Origin of the sequence: Halomonas sp. EF61 (assembly GCF_040147045.1) — a bacterium.
GTDB lineage: Bacteria > Pseudomonadota > Gammaproteobacteria > Pseudomonadales > Halomonadaceae > Halomonas > Halomonas litopenaei.
This window is the reverse complement of sequence record NZ_JAMSHM010000003.1, coordinates 198182-214454: the sequence shown is the minus strand read 5'-3', so window position 1 is coordinate 214454 and position 16273 is coordinate 198182. Positions and strand designations below refer to the sequence as shown.

Sequence of the window (16273 nt, the reverse complement as noted above, 5' to 3'; positions counted from 1 at the left end):
ACCACAGCGCCAAGCACCGGTGCAGCCCGCCACGGCCGGCACCAGAAAGAGGCGCCCTATATCGAGACGCCTCACTTGCAGGGCTCAGCATGACGGCAGCGGCGAGTACAAGTGTTCCGAGCGCAGCCACCATTCATCGACACACCTGGGGTGTCTGTTCGGGAGGCAAATGGGGGTAGATATGAAAACATCACCGAGACAAGGCACGTAGCCATGCGTCCACATTCATCCGTTCGTGGAATACTTCGACAAGTTCGAGTGTCTCGTCCGTCTCGCGCAAGATCAGATAGTGTCGACCTTCACGGAAATAGCAAAGGTTAGATTCATGGCCAGCGGTGCTCGATAGTGTCGAGCATGGCCTGGGATGGGGCGGATGTCCCGCCGCCAGGGATTCAAGGCGGTGAACAAGTTGTGCCGTATACCGCTCGGCTCTCGCCTCGCCGAATTCCGATAGGGTCCAACGAAGAATATCTTTCAGGCTTGCAAGTGCCGCCGGCGCATAAATCAATCACGTCAAGAAGCATCGCCAGTTCGAGCAGCCTCGAGAACACTACCCAGAACTTTTCGTGGATCACCGGTTACACCTTCTCCACGATCAAGCTGCTCAAGCGCGACACCTATTCGAGAGCCGATGAGCGCAATCTCACGAAGTTCCTTGAGTGCACGCAACCCCGCTCGTAGCACTTCGCTGGCATTGGCGTAATCCCCAGAGGCCACCAGTTCGTCGATAAAACCATCTAGTTCAGGCGTGAGCGCCACGTTTCGAGCATGATTGGCCGGCATACGCCCTCCTATTGACCAGAATACATCTGGTGCAAGATTGGCCAGGGGTGGCCAGATTAGCCACCCCTGGAACCCGACCAGGACCGTCTGCGCGACTTAGTCTCTCGCAGCACTTGGCGCGCACTGCCTTGAAGACATCGAACCTGAACCGGACTGGGTATCCCGCCATGAGCCCCCTTGGGACCCGACACAGGGCCAAGCACCAGACCGTTTCATCGACAAGGCTTAGCCCTCGAGCTGGCGGAGCACCTGTTCGGTAAAGGCGCTGCAGCCGGTATCGCCGCCGAATTCCCGGGGCCGATACCGGCCATCGGACAGTACGCCGTCCACCGCTTGACGCAACCGACCGGCGGCGTCAGACAAACGATCGTCGGCGTGCTCCACCGCCAGCCATTCGAGCATCATGGCCCCGGACAACAGGGTGGCGATGGGGTTGGCGGCGTCCTGCCCGGCGATATCCGGGGCGCTGCCGTGGGCCCCCTGGAACAGACCGTGGCGATCGCCCAGTTCGGCAGACGGCGACACCCCCATCCCGCCGACGGTGGCCGCCCCCAGGTCCGAGATGATGTCACCGAACAGATTCTCGGCGACGATCACGTCATAGAAGTCCGGGCGCTTGACCAAGTGCACCGTCATGGCGTCAACGTAGGCATAGTCGAGTTCGACGTCGTTGAACTCGGCGCCTACCTCGTCGCATACCCGACGGAAGAAGGCGTAGCTTCTGAGGATGTTGGCCTTGTCGCAGACGGTGAGCCGCCGCTTGCCGTCCTTCGGTGCGCCCTGACGTCGCCGTGACAGCTCCAGGGCGAAGCGCGCGACTCGCTCGGTGCCCTTGCGGGTGATCACCAGGCTGTCGCTGGCCATCTCGTCTCGCAGCACCACCCCGGCGCCGCGGCTGGCGTAGAGGCCTTCGGTGTTCTCGCGCACGATGACATAGTCGATGGTACCGGGCTGATGGTGTCTCAGCGGCGACTCGACCCCGGGCAGCAGGCGGATCGGACGCACGTTAGCGTAAAGGTCCAGTCCGAAGCGCAGCTTGAGGTGCAGGTCGTTGCCCACCTCGGTACCGTCGTCGTAGGTCACCCCCGGCAGCCCGGCGGCTCCATGCAGGATGGCGTGACTGGCCCGACAGGCGTCCAGCGTCGACTGGGGCAGCACCTCGCCGGTCTTGTCATAGTGCCCCGCTCCACCGTCGAGCCAGTCGAAACGCAGCACGTCGCTACCCAGCAGCGCTTGCAGTACCTGCACCGTGGCGCCCGCCACCTCCGGGCCAATACCGTCACCAGCGATAGTGGCAATTCGATAACTCACAGAGATTCCCTCGTCTTGTTGTTGTCCATTGATGGTGGCCTCGCAGTATCGTGGTGCAGCGATGTTCTATCCATGGGACCTTATGGTCGATGGCGATGGCGATGGCTACGTCAGAGATCACGCCGCATGATCAGATCCCTGTCCACCACATCGCCCATCTGAAAACTGTGGGTGCCTACCTCGACAAAGCCCCGGGAGCGATAGAAGGCGATGGCGGGATGATTGTTTTCCCACACGCCCAGCCAGACGAAGGCCCTGGCCTGTTCTCGCGCCTCGGTGATGGCCTTGTCGTACAGCATCTTGCCAAGCCCTCGGCCCTGGGCCTCGGCCAGCAGATAGATGCGCTCGATCTCGAGACCATTGTGCTCGCTCAGATCGGTCTGGGCCTCACCCCAGTTGAGCTTGAGATAGCCGACCGCTACGGGCCCCTTGGCAACGCCCTCGCGCTCCTTTCCCGCTTCACCCGTCTCGCGGTGGCGGCCTCTTCCAGCAGCCAGAATCGCGACTGCGGGCAGGCCAGCTCGCGCTGAACCCGCCCAAGGTCAAAGGCATCATTCAGATAGCGCTCCATGGTCGCCTTGGAGTAAAAGTCGACAAAGGTCTGGTAAAAGGTGCGGCGCCCCAGGGCGGCCAGCGTTTCGGCGTCCTCCAGCGTTGCCTGTCTCAGGCAGTCATTCATCTCGCGTCCTTGCTCCATCGTTGTTCATACCCGCACGCAGGATCGTCGTCATGGGTCGCCACTGAGCACGGCGGCGGCGTGGTCAGCAAACCCATCCCCTCGAAGGCCTTCGCGGATACCCTCTCGTTCTTCTTGGGCTTGTGCTGCCGGGCTTGTACTAGTCAGCCAAGTGCTTGCCCACCAGTCGCCCGATCTCGAATGCCAGTCCAAGGGGTCAATCGCCTTCGTACCTTGGCGCTGGATCATCTCCACACAGCACGGCAGCGTCACGAGCCGAACGCCCATCCTCTCGAAGGCCTTCGCGGATACCCTCGCGTTCTTCCAACGGCTTGTGCTGGCTGGCCTTGTGTTTGCCCACCAGGCGCGTCACCTCGAGCTCTACCCCCACAATGCCACGACGCATCCCCTCCAGGTAGTCTTCGGGGGCGTCGTCCACCGCCCAGGGCGCTTCCCGGCCCGCCTCGAAGCGATCGACCAGCGACGTCAGGTGCGAGGTGAGCCAATCGCTTTCACGCGGGAAGACGAGCCGACCATGGGCATGCACCACCTGGTAGTTCCAGGTCGGCACCACGCGACCATGGCGGCGCTTGTCGGGATACCAGCCAGGCGAAATATAGGCGTCGGGGCCATGAAAGATCGCCACCGCCTCGATCGCTGCCGCGTCTGCTCGCTCACCCTCACCCAGCCGCCAGAGGGCGTTGGCGCGGGCGATATGTCCACGCAGCACCAGCGCGCCCTGTGACGTCTGCTCGACCATCAGCGGCAGGTGGTCGATACACACCCCCTGGTCACCGTCGGTGACCAGGGTCGCAAAGGGATAGGCTCGGACCACCGCCATCCTGGCGTCTTCGTCGGTCATGGCGAAGTGTCTTGGCTGATACAAGGGTCACGCGCTCCTTCAGAGTGGTTGGCATCCATCAATGTTGACTGCGAGAAGTAGAAGTTTATGTGCCCGCAGGGTCATCCAGGTTCAGGGTATAGGCGTAGAAGGCGTCGTTGCGTTGCCAGTTAAGTGACTCATACAGCGCCTGGGCGGTGTGGTTGTGGGTCTGGGTATTGAGCGTCAACTGGCCCACGCCCTGCTCCCTCGCCAGGTTCGCGGCGGCCTCCATCAGCTCACGGCCGATCCCCTTGCCACGCGCCTCGGGCGCCACGAATAGGTCGGCCAGGGTCCAGCGCGGTCCCACCCGTACCGTGGATAGCGTCGGATAGAGCTGAACGAAGCCTTCGAGCACACCCTCGTTGTCGCTGACCAGCAGGCGCGAGTCGGCGAGCGCGAGGCGCGTCTGGAGAAAGTCGCGGGCAGCCTGGATGTCGCTTTCCTGTGAATAGAACACCCTGTAGCCATCGAGCAGCTCACTCAGGGGTTGTAGATCGGCGATACAGGCAGGACGAACATGGTTCATGAGTCACCTTTCACATTGGCGGTCGTGTGCGCCGGCTGGCCAGAGGCGCACCGGCTCGTCGGGATGACAGGCACCCAGTCTTGCGCAATAGTGGTCCCACCATAAGAACCAATACTGTCCAGAAAAGGGGAACCAGTGCCCAGCCTTCACCGTCACGCCGAATGGATCACCGAAGCGCTGGCCATGCGCCTGGCGCCACCCGCCGCCGCCCCGTCGGGTTCGCTGCCCCAGCGCCTGTACGCGGCCCTGCGCGAGTGGATACAGCAAGGTAGCTTGCCCGCCGCCAGCGCCCTGCCCTCGTCTCGACGGCTGGCCGCGGACCTCGGCATCGGCCGCAACACGGTGCTTGCCGCCATGGACCGCCTGGTGGCGGAAGGCTTCGTCGAGGCGCGCCCGGGGGCCGGGCTATTCGTGGCGTCTTTGGCGCTGCCCGAACCCAGCCCGTTGCCCGGCGCCCCCATCCAGGCGAGCCGCTGGCATTCTCGGCGAGGTCAGCGCCTGCTGGAGAGCTGCGGCGAGATGGAGAGCTCCCGGGATGCCTTCGCCCCGGGCGTCCCCGCCCTCGATCTGTTCCCGCGCGAGGCATGGCAGCGCCTGCTACGGCGCCATCGTCACCAGGCCAGTCTCGACGCCTTCGGCTACGCCACCAACGGCGGGCATCACGCCCTCAAGACGGCACTGTGTGACTACCTGCGTCTATCGCGCTCGGTCAATTGCCAACCACAGCAGATCCTGATCACCCAGGGCGCCCAACAGGGCTTCGAGCTGATCGCCCGCCTGCTGGCCGACCCCGGTGACAGCGTCTGGGTCGAGGATCCCGGCTACGCCGGGGCCAAGGCCTGCTTCAACATGGCCGGGCTAACGCCCGTCCCGGTACCAGTGGACGCCCAGGGCATGCAGCCTGAGGCTCTCGCCCCGGATAGCCCGCCACCGCGACTGATCTATGTCACCCCCTCGCATCAGTACCCCTGCGGCGTGACGATGCCGGTGGCACGGCGCCTCGCCTTGCTCGACTTCGCCCGCCACCACGGCGCGCTGATCATCGAGGACGACTACGACAGCGAATTTCGCTATACCACCGCGCCGGTGGCCTCCCTCCAGGGGCTGGCCGGGGGCGGTCCGGTGCTCTACGTCGGCACCTTCAGCAAGGTGCTCTACCCGGGCCTCAGGCTCGGCTACCTGGTACTTCCCGAGTCCCTGGTGGACGACTTTCGCCGCGCCAACGCGCGACTGCATCGGGAAGGCCAGTACGTATCCCAGTCAGCGCTGGCAGACTTTATCGTCGAGGGACACTTCTCTCGCCACATCGCGCGCATGCGCCACTGCTATCGACAGCGTCAAGCCTGTCTCAGGGAGGCCTTGGCGCCTGCCGTGGAGCAAGGACTGGAACTGTCGGCCGGCCAGGCCGGCATGCACCTGGTGGCAAGGCTCGCCTCGCGGGCACAGGAGCAACGCCTGATCGAGCGCGGACGGCGCGAGGGCGTCACCCTGTCACCGCTATCCGGTCACTACCTGGCACCTGACGCCATGCCTGGGCTGGTGCTGGGCTACGCCGGCTCGACACCGGAGCGGATCGCCGAGGCCGGCGGCTGGCTGGCCAGGGCCTGGATCGATGACAACGCACGATGCGATGGCGCGCCGACGTGACGCGACGCCACTGCACCAAGCTCGCGAGACAGTGGGCAACGACGATGATAGCGGCGAGAACCCTCGCCGCGACGCCATCCTGGACGCCACTAGGCGCTGTCCGAAAAGTCGACGAGCGAAGGTTAGACAAGGCAAAAATCGGTGAAAAAGCGCAGTTTACGGGGTGTAAATGAGCATTTTGATCCGATTTTTAACGCCGTATTACCGAGCGCAGGCACTTTTCAGACAAGCCCTAGGCCGATCTCTGGATATCCCAGACCACCCTGAATCCCTGGTGGGTGGTGGTGGAGTCCGGCGTATTGCTGCTGCGGGCGGCGATGCGATAGCGGAAACAGTAGCTGACGTGGCACAGATGCGAGCCCCCCTTGAGCAAGCGACAGCCCCTTCGCGACTTGCCGAACGCCTGGGCCGATCGTCTCAGCGAGCGAACGACAAAAGGCTCGGCCGTCCACTCCCAGACATTGCCCACCATGTTGAAGAGCCCGTAGCCATTGGGGGCGAAGGCCTTCGCCGGAGCGGTGAACAGATAGCCATCGCGACCGAGATTCTCGTGGGGAAACCGGCCCTGCCAGATATTGCAGGGAAAATACGAGGCGTCATCGGGCTGCCGATCCCCCCAGGGAAAGGGCACATCACCCTGCCCACCGCGCGCGGCATGCTCCCATTCCACCTCGGTCGGCAGCCGCCCTCCTGCCCAGTTCGCATAGGCCTTGGCATCATTCCATGACACATGCACCACCGGATGGTCAGCAAGGCAGGTCGCGGCATCATTGCCCGCGCCGTCGACATCACGCCAGTTGGCTCCGTCCACCCGGCGCCACCACTCCAGTGATTCCACACCCAGGGTGTCACGCACATTGCCTGCTACCTGGCGGTGAAACACGAAGCTCCAGCCGAGGCGCTCGGCCTCGGTCACAAAGCCGGTGTCCTCGACGAACGCCGCAAACTGCGCGTTGGTGACCGCCGTCGCGCCGATCCTGAACGCGGCCACCCGCTTGCGCCGCAGGGGGCCTTCGCCGTCATCGAGAATGATCGGGGTAGCGGTGCCCAGGTAGGCCTTGCCGCCAGGAATCTCGACCGCCCCCTCATCGGCACGCGGAGTGTCCGACCACGGGACCTCGATCGCGGGTGAACGCGAAGCAGCGTCGGCAGAAGGAGAACAGCAGCTGCGGCGGGAAGTGTCATGTATCGAAGTCATGGGCAAACGATCAGATCTCAGTTGGCGCAATGCGCAGCAGATTGGCATGGCGCAGGTCAGCGGACTGCCGCCATGGACTCATGGTGCATCAACCCTTGAAAGCCGCCAAACAGACAGCCGGCCAGGCACAAAGCACCCCGAACTTCTGTTTGACAAACCAGCTCCTCCAATTAATATCTAACAGATAGTTATTAAAAGAAACCCTGATCATGATCAACAAAAACACTGACAACACACCCGCCAGCCTGCGCAAGGCCCACCGAGGCCTGTTTCTGTCCGACATCCAGATGAGTCCGGGCATCTCTCGGGCAGAGCTGGCACGTCGGCAGGGATTTTCCGAGATGGCTGCCACCCGCATCGTGCGGGAACTGGTGGCGGCAGGAATCGTCGAGGAATTCAGCGTCGACACCCCGAAGAAGTCCGTCGGCCGCCCCAAGACCGGCCTGCGCATCGTCAAGGACGGCATCTTCGCCGGCGGCATCACGGTGTCGGCCTACCATTCCGAGGTATCGATCTGCGATGCCAACGGCTCCCCCGTCGCCCGCGCCCATCTCGACGATCCCCCCCTTGCCGACGTGGCAGAGACCGCAAAGTTCTACGCCAGAGCGTTGCACGATCTGATCATCGCGTCCGGGATCGACCAGGACCGCATGGTCGGTGTCGGGGTCTCTCTGTCGGCCCGCACCCAGCCGGAAGAAGGCCGAATCGTCAAATCGGAATATTTTGGCTGGGGGGGAGACGACGGGCGCTTCTGCCGTGAGATTCGAGCCCTGACCAACCTGCCGGTCGAGGTCGAGAATATCTCGAATTCACTGGCGATCGCCGAGATGCGGTTCGGCGCCGCCCGGGATATTTCGGACTTCACACTCATCCACGCCGCCACCTTCGTCGGCGCCAGCGTGGTTTCCGATCATCGCCTGGTGCGAGGCGCATCCGAGGTATCGGGGCTGATCGGTCATTTTCGCGCCCAGACGCGTCCGCTCGAATGCGTCTGTGGCAGAAACGATTGCCTCAACCTGTCGGCCACCGGCTTCGGCCTGCTGTCGCAGTTGGGCAAGCTCGATCATCAAAGGTTCGATCGCTCCAGGCTGTCCTACTACGCCACCTCACTGCTGGCCGCGCTGGAAGACGGCAAAGCCGATGCCCTGGTCCAGCAGGCCGGGGCACAACTGGCACCGGCGCTTGACTGCATCGTGAAATTGCTCGGCCCGCAAAGGGTGATCCTGAGCGGCCATCTCGGCACCAACGAGACCTACTACTCGGCGGTCGAGACGGCACTGAGAAACGACTTCGACTACGGCACGGATTCGGACTTCGAACTGACCAAAGGCACCTTCTCGTCCGGCGACGCAGCGGCGCTGCTGGCGCTGCATGTCTTCTGCTACTCCAACCGGCTTGACTACCAGCGCTTTGCCTAGCGCGCCACCGAAACGGGAGGGTCTTTCCCATGGCTGACAGCGTACAACAAAGGTGTTTGACCAGCGTGATCGCCATGGCGGCGGTCGGTCTGATCGGACTGACACTCTATACCGCCTACTTCGGGGTCTTCCCCGATGGCATCCAGCGCAGCGCGCATCTGCTGATGGTCATGGTGATGGTGTTCGCCATGGCCCTGATCGGCACCGAGTCTGACGCGGGAGCGCGCGCGCCTGTCGGTATTGGGGCACGCCTGTGGATCCTGGCCGCCTTGGCAGGGGCAGTCCTCGCCACCGGCCACCAGCTTTTCAATTTCGACGCGATCAACAGCCGCTATGGGGCGATCACCTCCTACGAGATCGTGTTCGGCGTCATCCTCATCGTTGCGCTGTTCGATGCCTGCCGGCGCACCATCGGCTGGCCGATCGTCATTCTCGCTTCCGTCTTTCTCGCCTATGGCTTGCTCGGTGCCTATCTGCCGGAGCCGCTTGGCCACCGGGGGTATTCGGTCAAACGGGTGATCTCGCAGATCTATCTGGGTGGTGGCGGCATCTTCAGTACGCCACTCGGGGTCAGCGCCACCTTCGTCACCGGTGTCGTGGTGCTCGGCGCCTTGCTGGAGAAAACCGGCGCGGGTCAGGTCATGATGGACTTCGCCACCGCACTGACCGGCAAGATGCGAGGTGGGCCAGCCAAGGCCGCCGTGGTCGGCTCGAGCCTGATGGGCATGATCTCCGGCACCGCCGTGGCAAACGTCCTGACAACCGGACCGATTTCGATCCCCTTGATGCAGAAGAGCGGCTATCGCAAGGAAGCCGCCGGCGCCATCGAGGCCGTGGCCTCGACCGGGGGCCAGTTGATGCCGCCGGTGATGGGTGCGGCGGCCTTCATCATGGCGGAGTTCACCAACACCTCCTACCTCGTCATCGCCAAGGCCGCCTTCCTCCCCGCCGTGATCTTCTACGCGGTGCTGCTGGCGATGGTCCATTTCGAGGCGGCGCGGCGCAATATCCCGGTGCAGCACGTGGCCGGCACCGTGACCAACTGGCGCAGGATCCTGAAGCACTCCTACCTGCTGCTTCCCCTGCCGGTTTTCGTGAGCATGCTGCTCAACGGCTATTCCATCATGCTCTCGTCCTTCTGGGCGATCATTGCCTCGTCACTGATCAGCTATCTTGACCGGGCGACGGCGCTGACACCTCGCCGTCTCGTCGACACCTGCCTGGCGGCGGCCCAGGCCGTCATCCCGGTGGCGCTGGCCTGCGCCGTGGCGGGGGTGATCATCGGCATCATCACCCTGACCGGCATCGGGCTGAAGTTCTCGAGCCTGGTGGTGATGCTATCGGGTGGCTCCCTGCCCCTGGCGCTGGTACTGACGATGCTCACCTGCATCATCCTCGGCATGGGCCTGCCGACCGCCGCCGCCTATATCCTGGTCGCCACCCTGGTCGCCCCCGCCCTGGTCGACCTGGGCGTCGGTCTGCTGGCGGCTCATCTGTTCGTGCTGTACTCGGCCATGCTGTCGTCGATCACGCCACCGGTGGCACTGGCTGCCTATGCGGCGGCCTCAATCGCCAAGGGCAACCCTCTCAAGATCGCGGTCCTGGCCTGCCAGTTCGGCATGGCGGCCTTCGCCGTGCCCTACTTCTTCGTCTACGACCCGGCAATCCTGGGCATCGATGTGACCGTGCCCCAGGTGGTGCTGTCGTTCATCACCGCCATCGCCGGCGGGATCTGCGCCAGCGCCGCTATGCTGGGCCACTTCAGCCGGCGCCTGCGCCTGTTCGAACGCCTGGCATTTGCCTTGACCGCCACCCTTTTCATGAACTCCGACTGGCGCTTCGACCTGGCCGCGCTGGTCCTCCTTGCAGCACTCGTCGTCTGGCTCATGCGCAGCACCCTCCCGGCGACGGAGACAGAAAGCACGACCGGGACCGCCCCGGCTTCAACAACAACTAAGGAAACCTCCCATGAAAAACACTCTTAAAGGTGCGCTTGCCGCATCCTGTCTACTGGTGCTTCCAGTCGCGGCCAAGGCCAGTGACTACCTGTCCATCGGTTCCTGCCCGGTACCCTGCACCGCCTATACCTGGGCCGCCGGCGTCGCCGACGTCATCAACAGGAACGTCGAAGGGGTGCAGGCCACCGCCGAGGAAACCAAGGGCTACATCGCCAACATCCGGCTGATGCAGAACGGAGAGATGGAAGCCTCGCTGGCGACCTCACTGTCGGCCTATGAAGCCTACACCGCCACCGGCAACTACGAGGGCACGGAGCCCGGCAAGATCATGGCCTGGATGTCGATCGCTCCGGTCGCCATGCACATCCTCACCGTCGAGGGCAACAGCGTGAATACGCTCGAGGACCTCAAGGGCAAACGCGTCGGCATGGGCCAGCCCGGCGGGACCTCGATGCTGGATGCCGACCTGCTGATGGAACGTATCGCCGGCGGGGACTATGAGCCCTTCCGTGTGCGCCTTGGCGACATGACCGACATGCTGAGCGACGGCAACATCGACGCCGCCCTGTGGAACGGCTCCTTCCCGTTGCCTCCGGTCATCCAGCTCGCGGCCCAGCGCGACCTCAAGCTGATCCCGGTAGCAGACGATTTCTTCGAAGCGCTGCACGCGGACTACCCGCCCTACTACCGCCTGTCGATCCCCGCCGACACCTATGACGGCGTGACGGAGGACACGCGCACCTATGGCCTGGCCAATGGCCTGGTGATCTCGTCAGACGTGCCCGAAGAGCAGGTCTATCAGATGACCAAGGCGGTGTTCGAGAACCTCGATGACCTGGCCGGCATGCATCCAGCCTTTGCCGCGATGTCGGCAGACACGGTGCTGAACGGGTTCGGCTCGCCGCTGCATCCGGGGGCCCTTCGCTACTACCGCGAAGTCGGCATCCCCGGGATCGAGGAGTTCGTCGCCCGCACCAGCGACGACTGAGCCACCCCCACACAGGAACCAGCGGGGCACCACCCGGGTGCCCCGGTGGCAGACGGCAACAGGAGCTACATCATGTCTCGACCCAATATCCTGGTCATCCAGGCGGACCAGATGACCGCGCTGTGTCTTTCCGCTTACGGCAAGCCCTACGCGATCACCCCGAATATCGACAAGATCGCCAGAAAGGGCACGACCTTCACCAACAGCTATTGCAACAACCCGGTCTGCGGCCCTTCACGCGCCTCGATGATGACCGGACGTCTGCCCTCGGATGTGGGAGTGTTCGATAACGGCGCCGAATTCCTCGCCTCCGAACCGACCTACGCGCACTACATGCGAAAGCTCGGCTACAAGACCACCCTCGCGGGCAAGATGCACTTCGTCGGGCCAGACCAGCTGCATGGCTTCGAAGAGCGACTGACCACCGACATCTATCCCTCCGACTTTGCCTGGACCGCCGACTGGGATCAGACCGACGAACCCTACGCGCCGTCGCACATGAGCCTGCTCAGTGTGGTCGAGGCCGGGTACTGCCAGCGCAACCTGCAGATCGACTACGACGAAGAGGTGTTCAACGCCGCCAAGCAGGAAATGTTCGATCACGCCAGATCGACGGATGACCGCCCCTTCCTGCTGCATGTGTCCTTTACCCAGCCCCACAACCCCTTCGTCGCGGACAAGAAATACTGGGACATGTACGAGGGTGTCGACATTCCCGAGCCGGAGGTGGCGCACATCCCCTACGAGCAGCGCGACCCCTGGTCGCAGCGCTACTACCTCACCATCCGCCAGGACGAATTCGACATCACCCCGCAGCAGCTCTACAACTCGCGCCGCGCCTACTTCGCCATGGTCACCCATCTCGACACCTTGATCGGCGAGTTGATGGAAACCCTGGAGCGGATCGGGGAGCTCGACAACACCTATATCTTCATCACCTCCGACCACGGCGAAATGCTCGGCGAGCGCGGCATGTGGTACAAGTTCAATCCCTTTGAGGCATCGATCCGTGTCCCCCTGATCGCACAGGGTCCTGGGTTCAAGGCGGGTCACCGCGAAGAGGCGCTCGCCTCGCTCGTCGACCTCCTGCCCACCTTCACCGATATCGCCAGCGGTGGCGGCTTCGACGATTTCGTCGCGCCCTATGACGGACGCAGCCTGCTGCGCCTGCCAAAGCGCGGCAGTGCCGAGGACAGAATCTTCATCGAGTTCAATGGTGAAGGGCTCTACGCCCCGGCGCTGATCATGATCAAGGGCCACCTCAAGCTGGTCCATAGCCGCACCGACCCCAAGATGCTCTACGATCTGACAGCCGACCCACAGGAGCTGAACAATCTGGCAGAAGATCCGGCCTATCAGCAGGTGATCGAGGAGATGTTTGCCGAGATGCAGACCCGCTGGGACGAGGACGATCTCGACCGACGCATCCGCGCATCCCAGCGCAAACGGATCTTTGTTCAGGAGGCGATGAAGCATGGCCGCTTCCCCTACTGGGACTTTGGCCCTGCCTACGATCCCGCCAAGGTCTATGTGCGCGGTGGCACCGATCCCAGCACCACAGCCACCAAGCAACGTGCCAGATTCCCCTTTGTTCCGGTGACGCCTCCGGAGAAACCCCGCCACCCCAGGTCCACGAACCAGGGATAAGAGCAACGGCGCACGCCGCACGGTCAGACCGTCATACAGTCAGACGGCAAGGCACGACCAGAAACACGAAAAAAAGGGCGCCCCATCGGGGCGCCCAAGGTCGTTAGTCGAGTCGAGCCCGAAGGCCTTCGTCAACCACCGGGAGCGGGGTCGCTCAATCACCCGGTGTGGTGTGGCCGGTCTGAACCTCCATGCGCTTTCTCAGGATCGGGCCGACGATGTACGGCAGGATCAGGCCGAGACCGGCGAACAGCCACAGGCCGATCGCCAGGCCGCTGTCCCACAGGATCGTCCAGTCGCCGTCGGAGATGTCCATGGCGTGGCGCAGGTTCTTCTCCATCTCCGGGCCAAGCAGCAGACCCAGGATCACCGGCACCAGCGGGATCTCGAGCTTCCTGAGGATGTAGCCACCGACCCCGAAGGCCACCATGAAGTACAGATCAAAGGTGGTGTTGGAGATCGAGTAGATGCCGACGAAGGCCACCATGGTGACGATCGGCAACAGGTACATCGGCGGCACCGACAGCAGCTTGACGAAGATACCGACCAGCGGAATGTTGAGCACCAGCAGCAGGAAGTTGCCGATCAACAGCGCCGCGATCACCCCCCACACGATGTCCGCGTTCTGGGTGAACATCAGCGGACCAGGGGTGATATTCAGCGAGATCAGCAGCGCCAGCAGCACCGCGGTGGTGCCGCTGCCCGGGACGCCCAGGGTCAGCATGGGCACCAGGGCACCGCTGGAGGCGCCGTTGTTGCCGGCCTCGGGGCCAGCCACGCCGCGCGGGTCACCTTCACCGAAGTAGCCCTTCTTGCCGATCACCTTCTTCTCGAGGGTATAGCCGATAAAGCTGCCCAGCGAAGCACCGGCCCCCGGCAGTACGCCGGCGATAAAGCCGAGGATGCCGCCACGGATGCTCGAGGGCATGATGCCCTTGATGTCGGCCCAGGAAAGCTTGAGCTTGTTGACCTTGATGGTCTTCTTGCCCTTGCCGGCACGGTCCTCGATAAAGAACAGAAGCTCCGAGATGGCGAACAGGCCGACGATGGCGATGATGAAGTCGACACCCTCGTAAAGTTCGAGCACCTGGAAGGTGTAGCGCTGCACCCCGGTATTGTCGATACCGATGGTCGCGATCATCAGACCGATGCAGGCGGCCACCACGGTCTTCATCGGGTTCTTGCCGGTGATACCGCCAAGGGTCGCGAAGGCCAGCAGGAACAGCGCGAAGTATTCCGCAGGACCAAAGGTCAGGGCGAAATCGGCCAGGATCGGCGCCAGCAGGATCAGGCCCACGGTGGCGATCAGGCTGCCCATGAAGGAAGCTATGGCGGAGATCGCCAGGGCCTCGGCGGCCTTGCCCTTCTGGGCCATCGGATAGCCGTCGAGGCAGGTCATCATGGCCGGCTCGTCACCGGGAATATTCAACAGAATCGACGAGATACGCCCGCCGTACATGGCGCCAGCGTAGACCGCAGTGAGCATGATCAGGGCGGTCTCGGGCTTGAGCCCAAGGGTAAAGGCCAGCGGGATCAGGATCGCCACACCGTTGGCCGGGCCGAGTCCGGGCAGCGCGCCGATCAGGGTGCCGAGAAAGGCGCCCAGCAGCGCAAACATCAGGTTATGCGGGGCGAGCGCCACCCCGAAGCCATCGATCAGGTAGCCAAGGGTTTCCATCAGCCCACCTCCAGGAAGGACAGCACACCCAGGGGCAGGGGCAGGTCCAGCGCAAAGTTGAAGATCAGAAATACCACCACGCCGGAAATACCGCCGACGATGAAGGCCTTGACCGGCGGCGCGCCCATGCGCCAGCACAGGGTGCCCACCGCCAGCAGGGTCGCCAGGATGAAGCCGAGCGGCTGCAGCAGGGCCGCGTAGAGCACCAGCACCACCAAGGCGATGATCAGCTCGACGCCGGTGCGGCTCCAGGGCCAGGCATTGTCAGGATCCGGGCGCACCACCATGTACAGGCTGGACAGCCCCAGCACGACGGCCAGCAGGTAGGGGAAGGTTTCGGGGCCTACCGCCTCGGCCCCGCCAAAGGGTTCGGGAAACTGGGTGGCGCCCCAGCCGTACGCGACGGCCAGGACGATCATCAAGACCCCGAATACGCGGTCGTTGAACATGCTCATTGCTGGATCAGTCCGATATCTTTGGAGAGCTGGTTGATGTCGGCGATCTGCTCCTTGACGAAGGTCTCGAACTCACCGGCGCTCATGTGGAACGGCATCAGGCCGTTGCTTTCCATGACGTCCTTCCACTCCTGGCTCTCGTAGATGGTGTCCATGGCGTCGACCCAGTACTGCTTGGCGTCTTCAGGAATATCCGCCGGCATGTAGAAGCCGCGCCAGTTCGGACCCACGGCGTCGATGCCCTGCTCCTTGGCGGTGGGGATCTCGCTGAACTCGCCCGGCAGACGCTCCTCGGACAGCACCGCCACCACGCGCAGGTCACCGGACTCCATGAAACCCTGGGCCTCGGTGATGTCACCGGTGAAGGCGTCCACGTGGCCGCCGACCACCTGGGTCATGGCCTCGCCGCCGTTGTTGTAGGACAGGTAGGGGATCCTCGGCAGGTTCTCGACGCCGGCAGCCTGAGCCGCGATCAGCACCTTGAGGTGATCCCAGCCGCCCTTGGCGCTGCCACCGGCGAACTTCACCGCACGCGGGTCTTCCTTGATGGCGTCCATGATGGCGTTGAGGTCCTGGTACTCGCTGTCGGCGCTGACCGCGATGACCCCATAGTCCGCCCCCAGGGCGCCGACCCAGTTGACCATGTCGGCGGTCATTCCCGGGAACTGCCCCTGGGCCAGGCGTGTGGTGGTGGCGGTGGAAGCCGCGACCAGCAGCTGGTCATCACCGGCGCGCTTGCTGACGGTGTGAGCGTAAGCCACGCCACCACCGGCACCGGCCATGTTGACGGTCTGAACACCGCGCGGCACCAGGTCCAGCTCTTCGAGCACGGTACCGACGCTGCGGCAGGTGAAGTCCCAGCCGCCGCCCGGGTCGGCAGGTGCCAGACACTCGACCTTGCCTTCGGGCTCAAAGGCAACGGCAGTGCTGGCTGCACCGGTGATGGCAGCGATGGCGATCAGTTTGACTGGCGTGTTCATGGACATGACGAAGTCCTCTGTTGTTGTCTGCTGACAGGAGGCACGAGCCGACATCCCGTCGCGATTGACGCCGAGACGGCGCCGAGATTTCCACTTGTTGGAAACTGACACCTGGCTTACAATTC

At 63.5% G+C, this 16273-nt stretch carries 16 protein-coding genes; 5 read left to right on the top strand and 11 right to left on the bottom strand.

Annotation, left to right across the window (positions count from 1 at the left end; genetic code table 11):
• Positions 1-190 precede the first annotated feature (190 nt).
• The 7 genes from NFI08_RS22905 to NFI08_RS15755 all read right to left on the bottom strand — a co-directional run bounded on the left by NFI08_RS22905 (position 191) and on the right by NFI08_RS15755 (position 4179).
• On the bottom strand, positions 191-508 hold the full coding sequence (locus NFI08_RS22905; RefSeq protein WP_083970373.1) for a type II toxin-antitoxin system RelE/ParE family toxin: 318 nt from the start codon (positions 506-508) through the stop codon (positions 191-193).
• Positions 509-513: 5 nt separating this feature from the next.
• A complete protein-coding gene (locus NFI08_RS15780) occupies positions 514-783 on the bottom strand; it encodes a type II toxin-antitoxin system ParD family antitoxin (RefSeq protein ID WP_083970374.1) in 270 nt (89 codons plus the stop codon).
• 225 nt (positions 784-1008) lie between these two features.
• Positions 1009-2094: an isocitrate/isopropylmalate dehydrogenase family protein gene (locus NFI08_RS15775; RefSeq protein ID WP_197037131.1), complete on the bottom strand. Its 1086-nt coding sequence runs from the start codon at positions 2092-2094 to the stop codon at positions 1009-1011.
• Between the two features lie 110 nt (positions 2095-2204).
• Positions 2205-2591: a GNAT family N-acetyltransferase gene (locus NFI08_RS15770; RefSeq protein ID WP_286985837.1), complete on the bottom strand. Its 387-nt coding sequence runs from the start codon at positions 2589-2591 to the stop codon at positions 2205-2207.
• Positions 2513-2773, bottom strand: a complete 261-nt coding sequence (locus tag NFI08_RS15765; protein WP_286985832.1) for a hypothetical protein — start codon at positions 2771-2773, stop codon at positions 2513-2515. The genes NFI08_RS15770 and NFI08_RS15765 overlap by 79 nt, the downstream gene beginning before the upstream one ends.
• Positions 2774-2987: 214 nt before the next feature.
• Positions 2988-3656 carry an FMN-binding negative transcriptional regulator gene (locus NFI08_RS15760; RefSeq protein ID WP_045992504.1) on the bottom strand — a complete coding sequence of 223 codons (669 nt, stop codon included), beginning with the start codon at positions 3654-3656 and terminating at the stop codon, positions 2988-2990.
• Positions 3657-3717: 61 nt separating this feature from the next.
• Positions 3718-4179 carry a GNAT family N-acetyltransferase gene (locus NFI08_RS15755; RefSeq protein WP_045992505.1) on the bottom strand — a complete coding sequence of 154 codons (462 nt, stop codon included), beginning with the start codon at positions 4177-4179 and terminating at the stop codon, positions 3718-3720.
• 183 nt (positions 4180-4362) lie between these two features.
• Between NFI08_RS15755 and pdxR the strand changes: the two genes are divergently transcribed.
• Positions 4363-5826, top strand: coding sequence for a MocR-like pyridoxine biosynthesis transcription factor PdxR (gene pdxR / locus NFI08_RS15750; protein WP_045992512.1), 1464 nt, complete (start codon positions 4363-4365; stop codon positions 5824-5826).
• Positions 5827-6058: 232 nt separating this feature from the next.
• On the opposite strand, the gene NFI08_RS15745 is transcribed toward pdxR, so the two are convergent.
• Positions 6059-7024 carry a formylglycine-generating enzyme family protein gene (locus NFI08_RS15745; protein WP_124804873.1) on the bottom strand — a complete coding sequence of 322 codons (966 nt, stop codon included), beginning with the start codon at positions 7022-7024 and terminating at the stop codon, positions 6059-6061.
• A gap of 209 nt (positions 7025-7233) precedes the next feature.
• Between NFI08_RS15745 and NFI08_RS15740 the strand changes: the two genes are divergently transcribed.
• From NFI08_RS15740 to betC, 4 genes are all read left to right on the top strand, one after another.
• Positions 7234-8442, top strand: a complete 1209-nt coding sequence (locus NFI08_RS15740) for an ROK family transcriptional regulator (protein ID WP_045994002.1) — start codon at positions 7234-7236, stop codon at positions 8440-8442.
• Between the two features lie 29 nt (positions 8443-8471).
• Positions 8472-10427: a TRAP transporter permease gene (locus NFI08_RS15735; RefSeq protein ID WP_083970539.1), complete on the top strand. Its 1956-nt coding sequence runs from the start codon at positions 8472-8474 to the stop codon at positions 10425-10427.
• Complete coding sequence (locus NFI08_RS15730; RefSeq protein ID WP_349590547.1) at positions 10411-11388, top strand: TAXI family TRAP transporter solute-binding subunit; 978 nt, start codon at positions 10411-10413, stop codon at positions 11386-11388. The genes NFI08_RS15735 and NFI08_RS15730 overlap by 17 nt, the downstream gene beginning before the upstream one ends.
• Positions 11389-11460: 72 nt before the next feature.
• Positions 11461-13035: a choline-sulfatase gene (gene betC / locus NFI08_RS15725; protein WP_045994004.1), complete on the top strand. Its 1575-nt coding sequence runs from the start codon at positions 11461-11463 to the stop codon at positions 13033-13035.
• 154 nt (positions 13036-13189) lie between these two features.
• Here the strand turns inward: betC and NFI08_RS15720 are convergent, their stop codons facing one another.
• Genes NFI08_RS15720 through NFI08_RS15710 form a run of 3 tightly spaced genes read right to left on the bottom strand, consistent with a single transcriptional unit; the run spans position 13190 to position 16154 of the window.
• Positions 13190-14713 (bottom strand): tripartite tricarboxylate transporter permease, encoded by a 1524-nt coding sequence (locus NFI08_RS15720; protein WP_045994005.1) that lies wholly within the window; start codon positions 14711-14713, stop codon positions 13190-13192.
• A complete protein-coding gene (locus NFI08_RS15715) occupies positions 14713-15168 on the bottom strand; it encodes a tripartite tricarboxylate transporter TctB family protein (protein WP_045994006.1) in 456 nt (151 codons plus the stop codon). The genes NFI08_RS15720 and NFI08_RS15715 overlap by 1 nt, the downstream gene beginning before the upstream one ends.
• Entirely contained in the window at positions 15165-16154 is a 990-nt protein-coding gene (locus NFI08_RS15710) for a Bug family tripartite tricarboxylate transporter substrate binding protein (protein WP_045994007.1), read from the bottom strand. Before NFI08_RS15710 ends, NFI08_RS15715 begins: the two co-directional genes overlap by 4 nt.
• Positions 16155-16273: the final 119 nt, after the last annotated feature.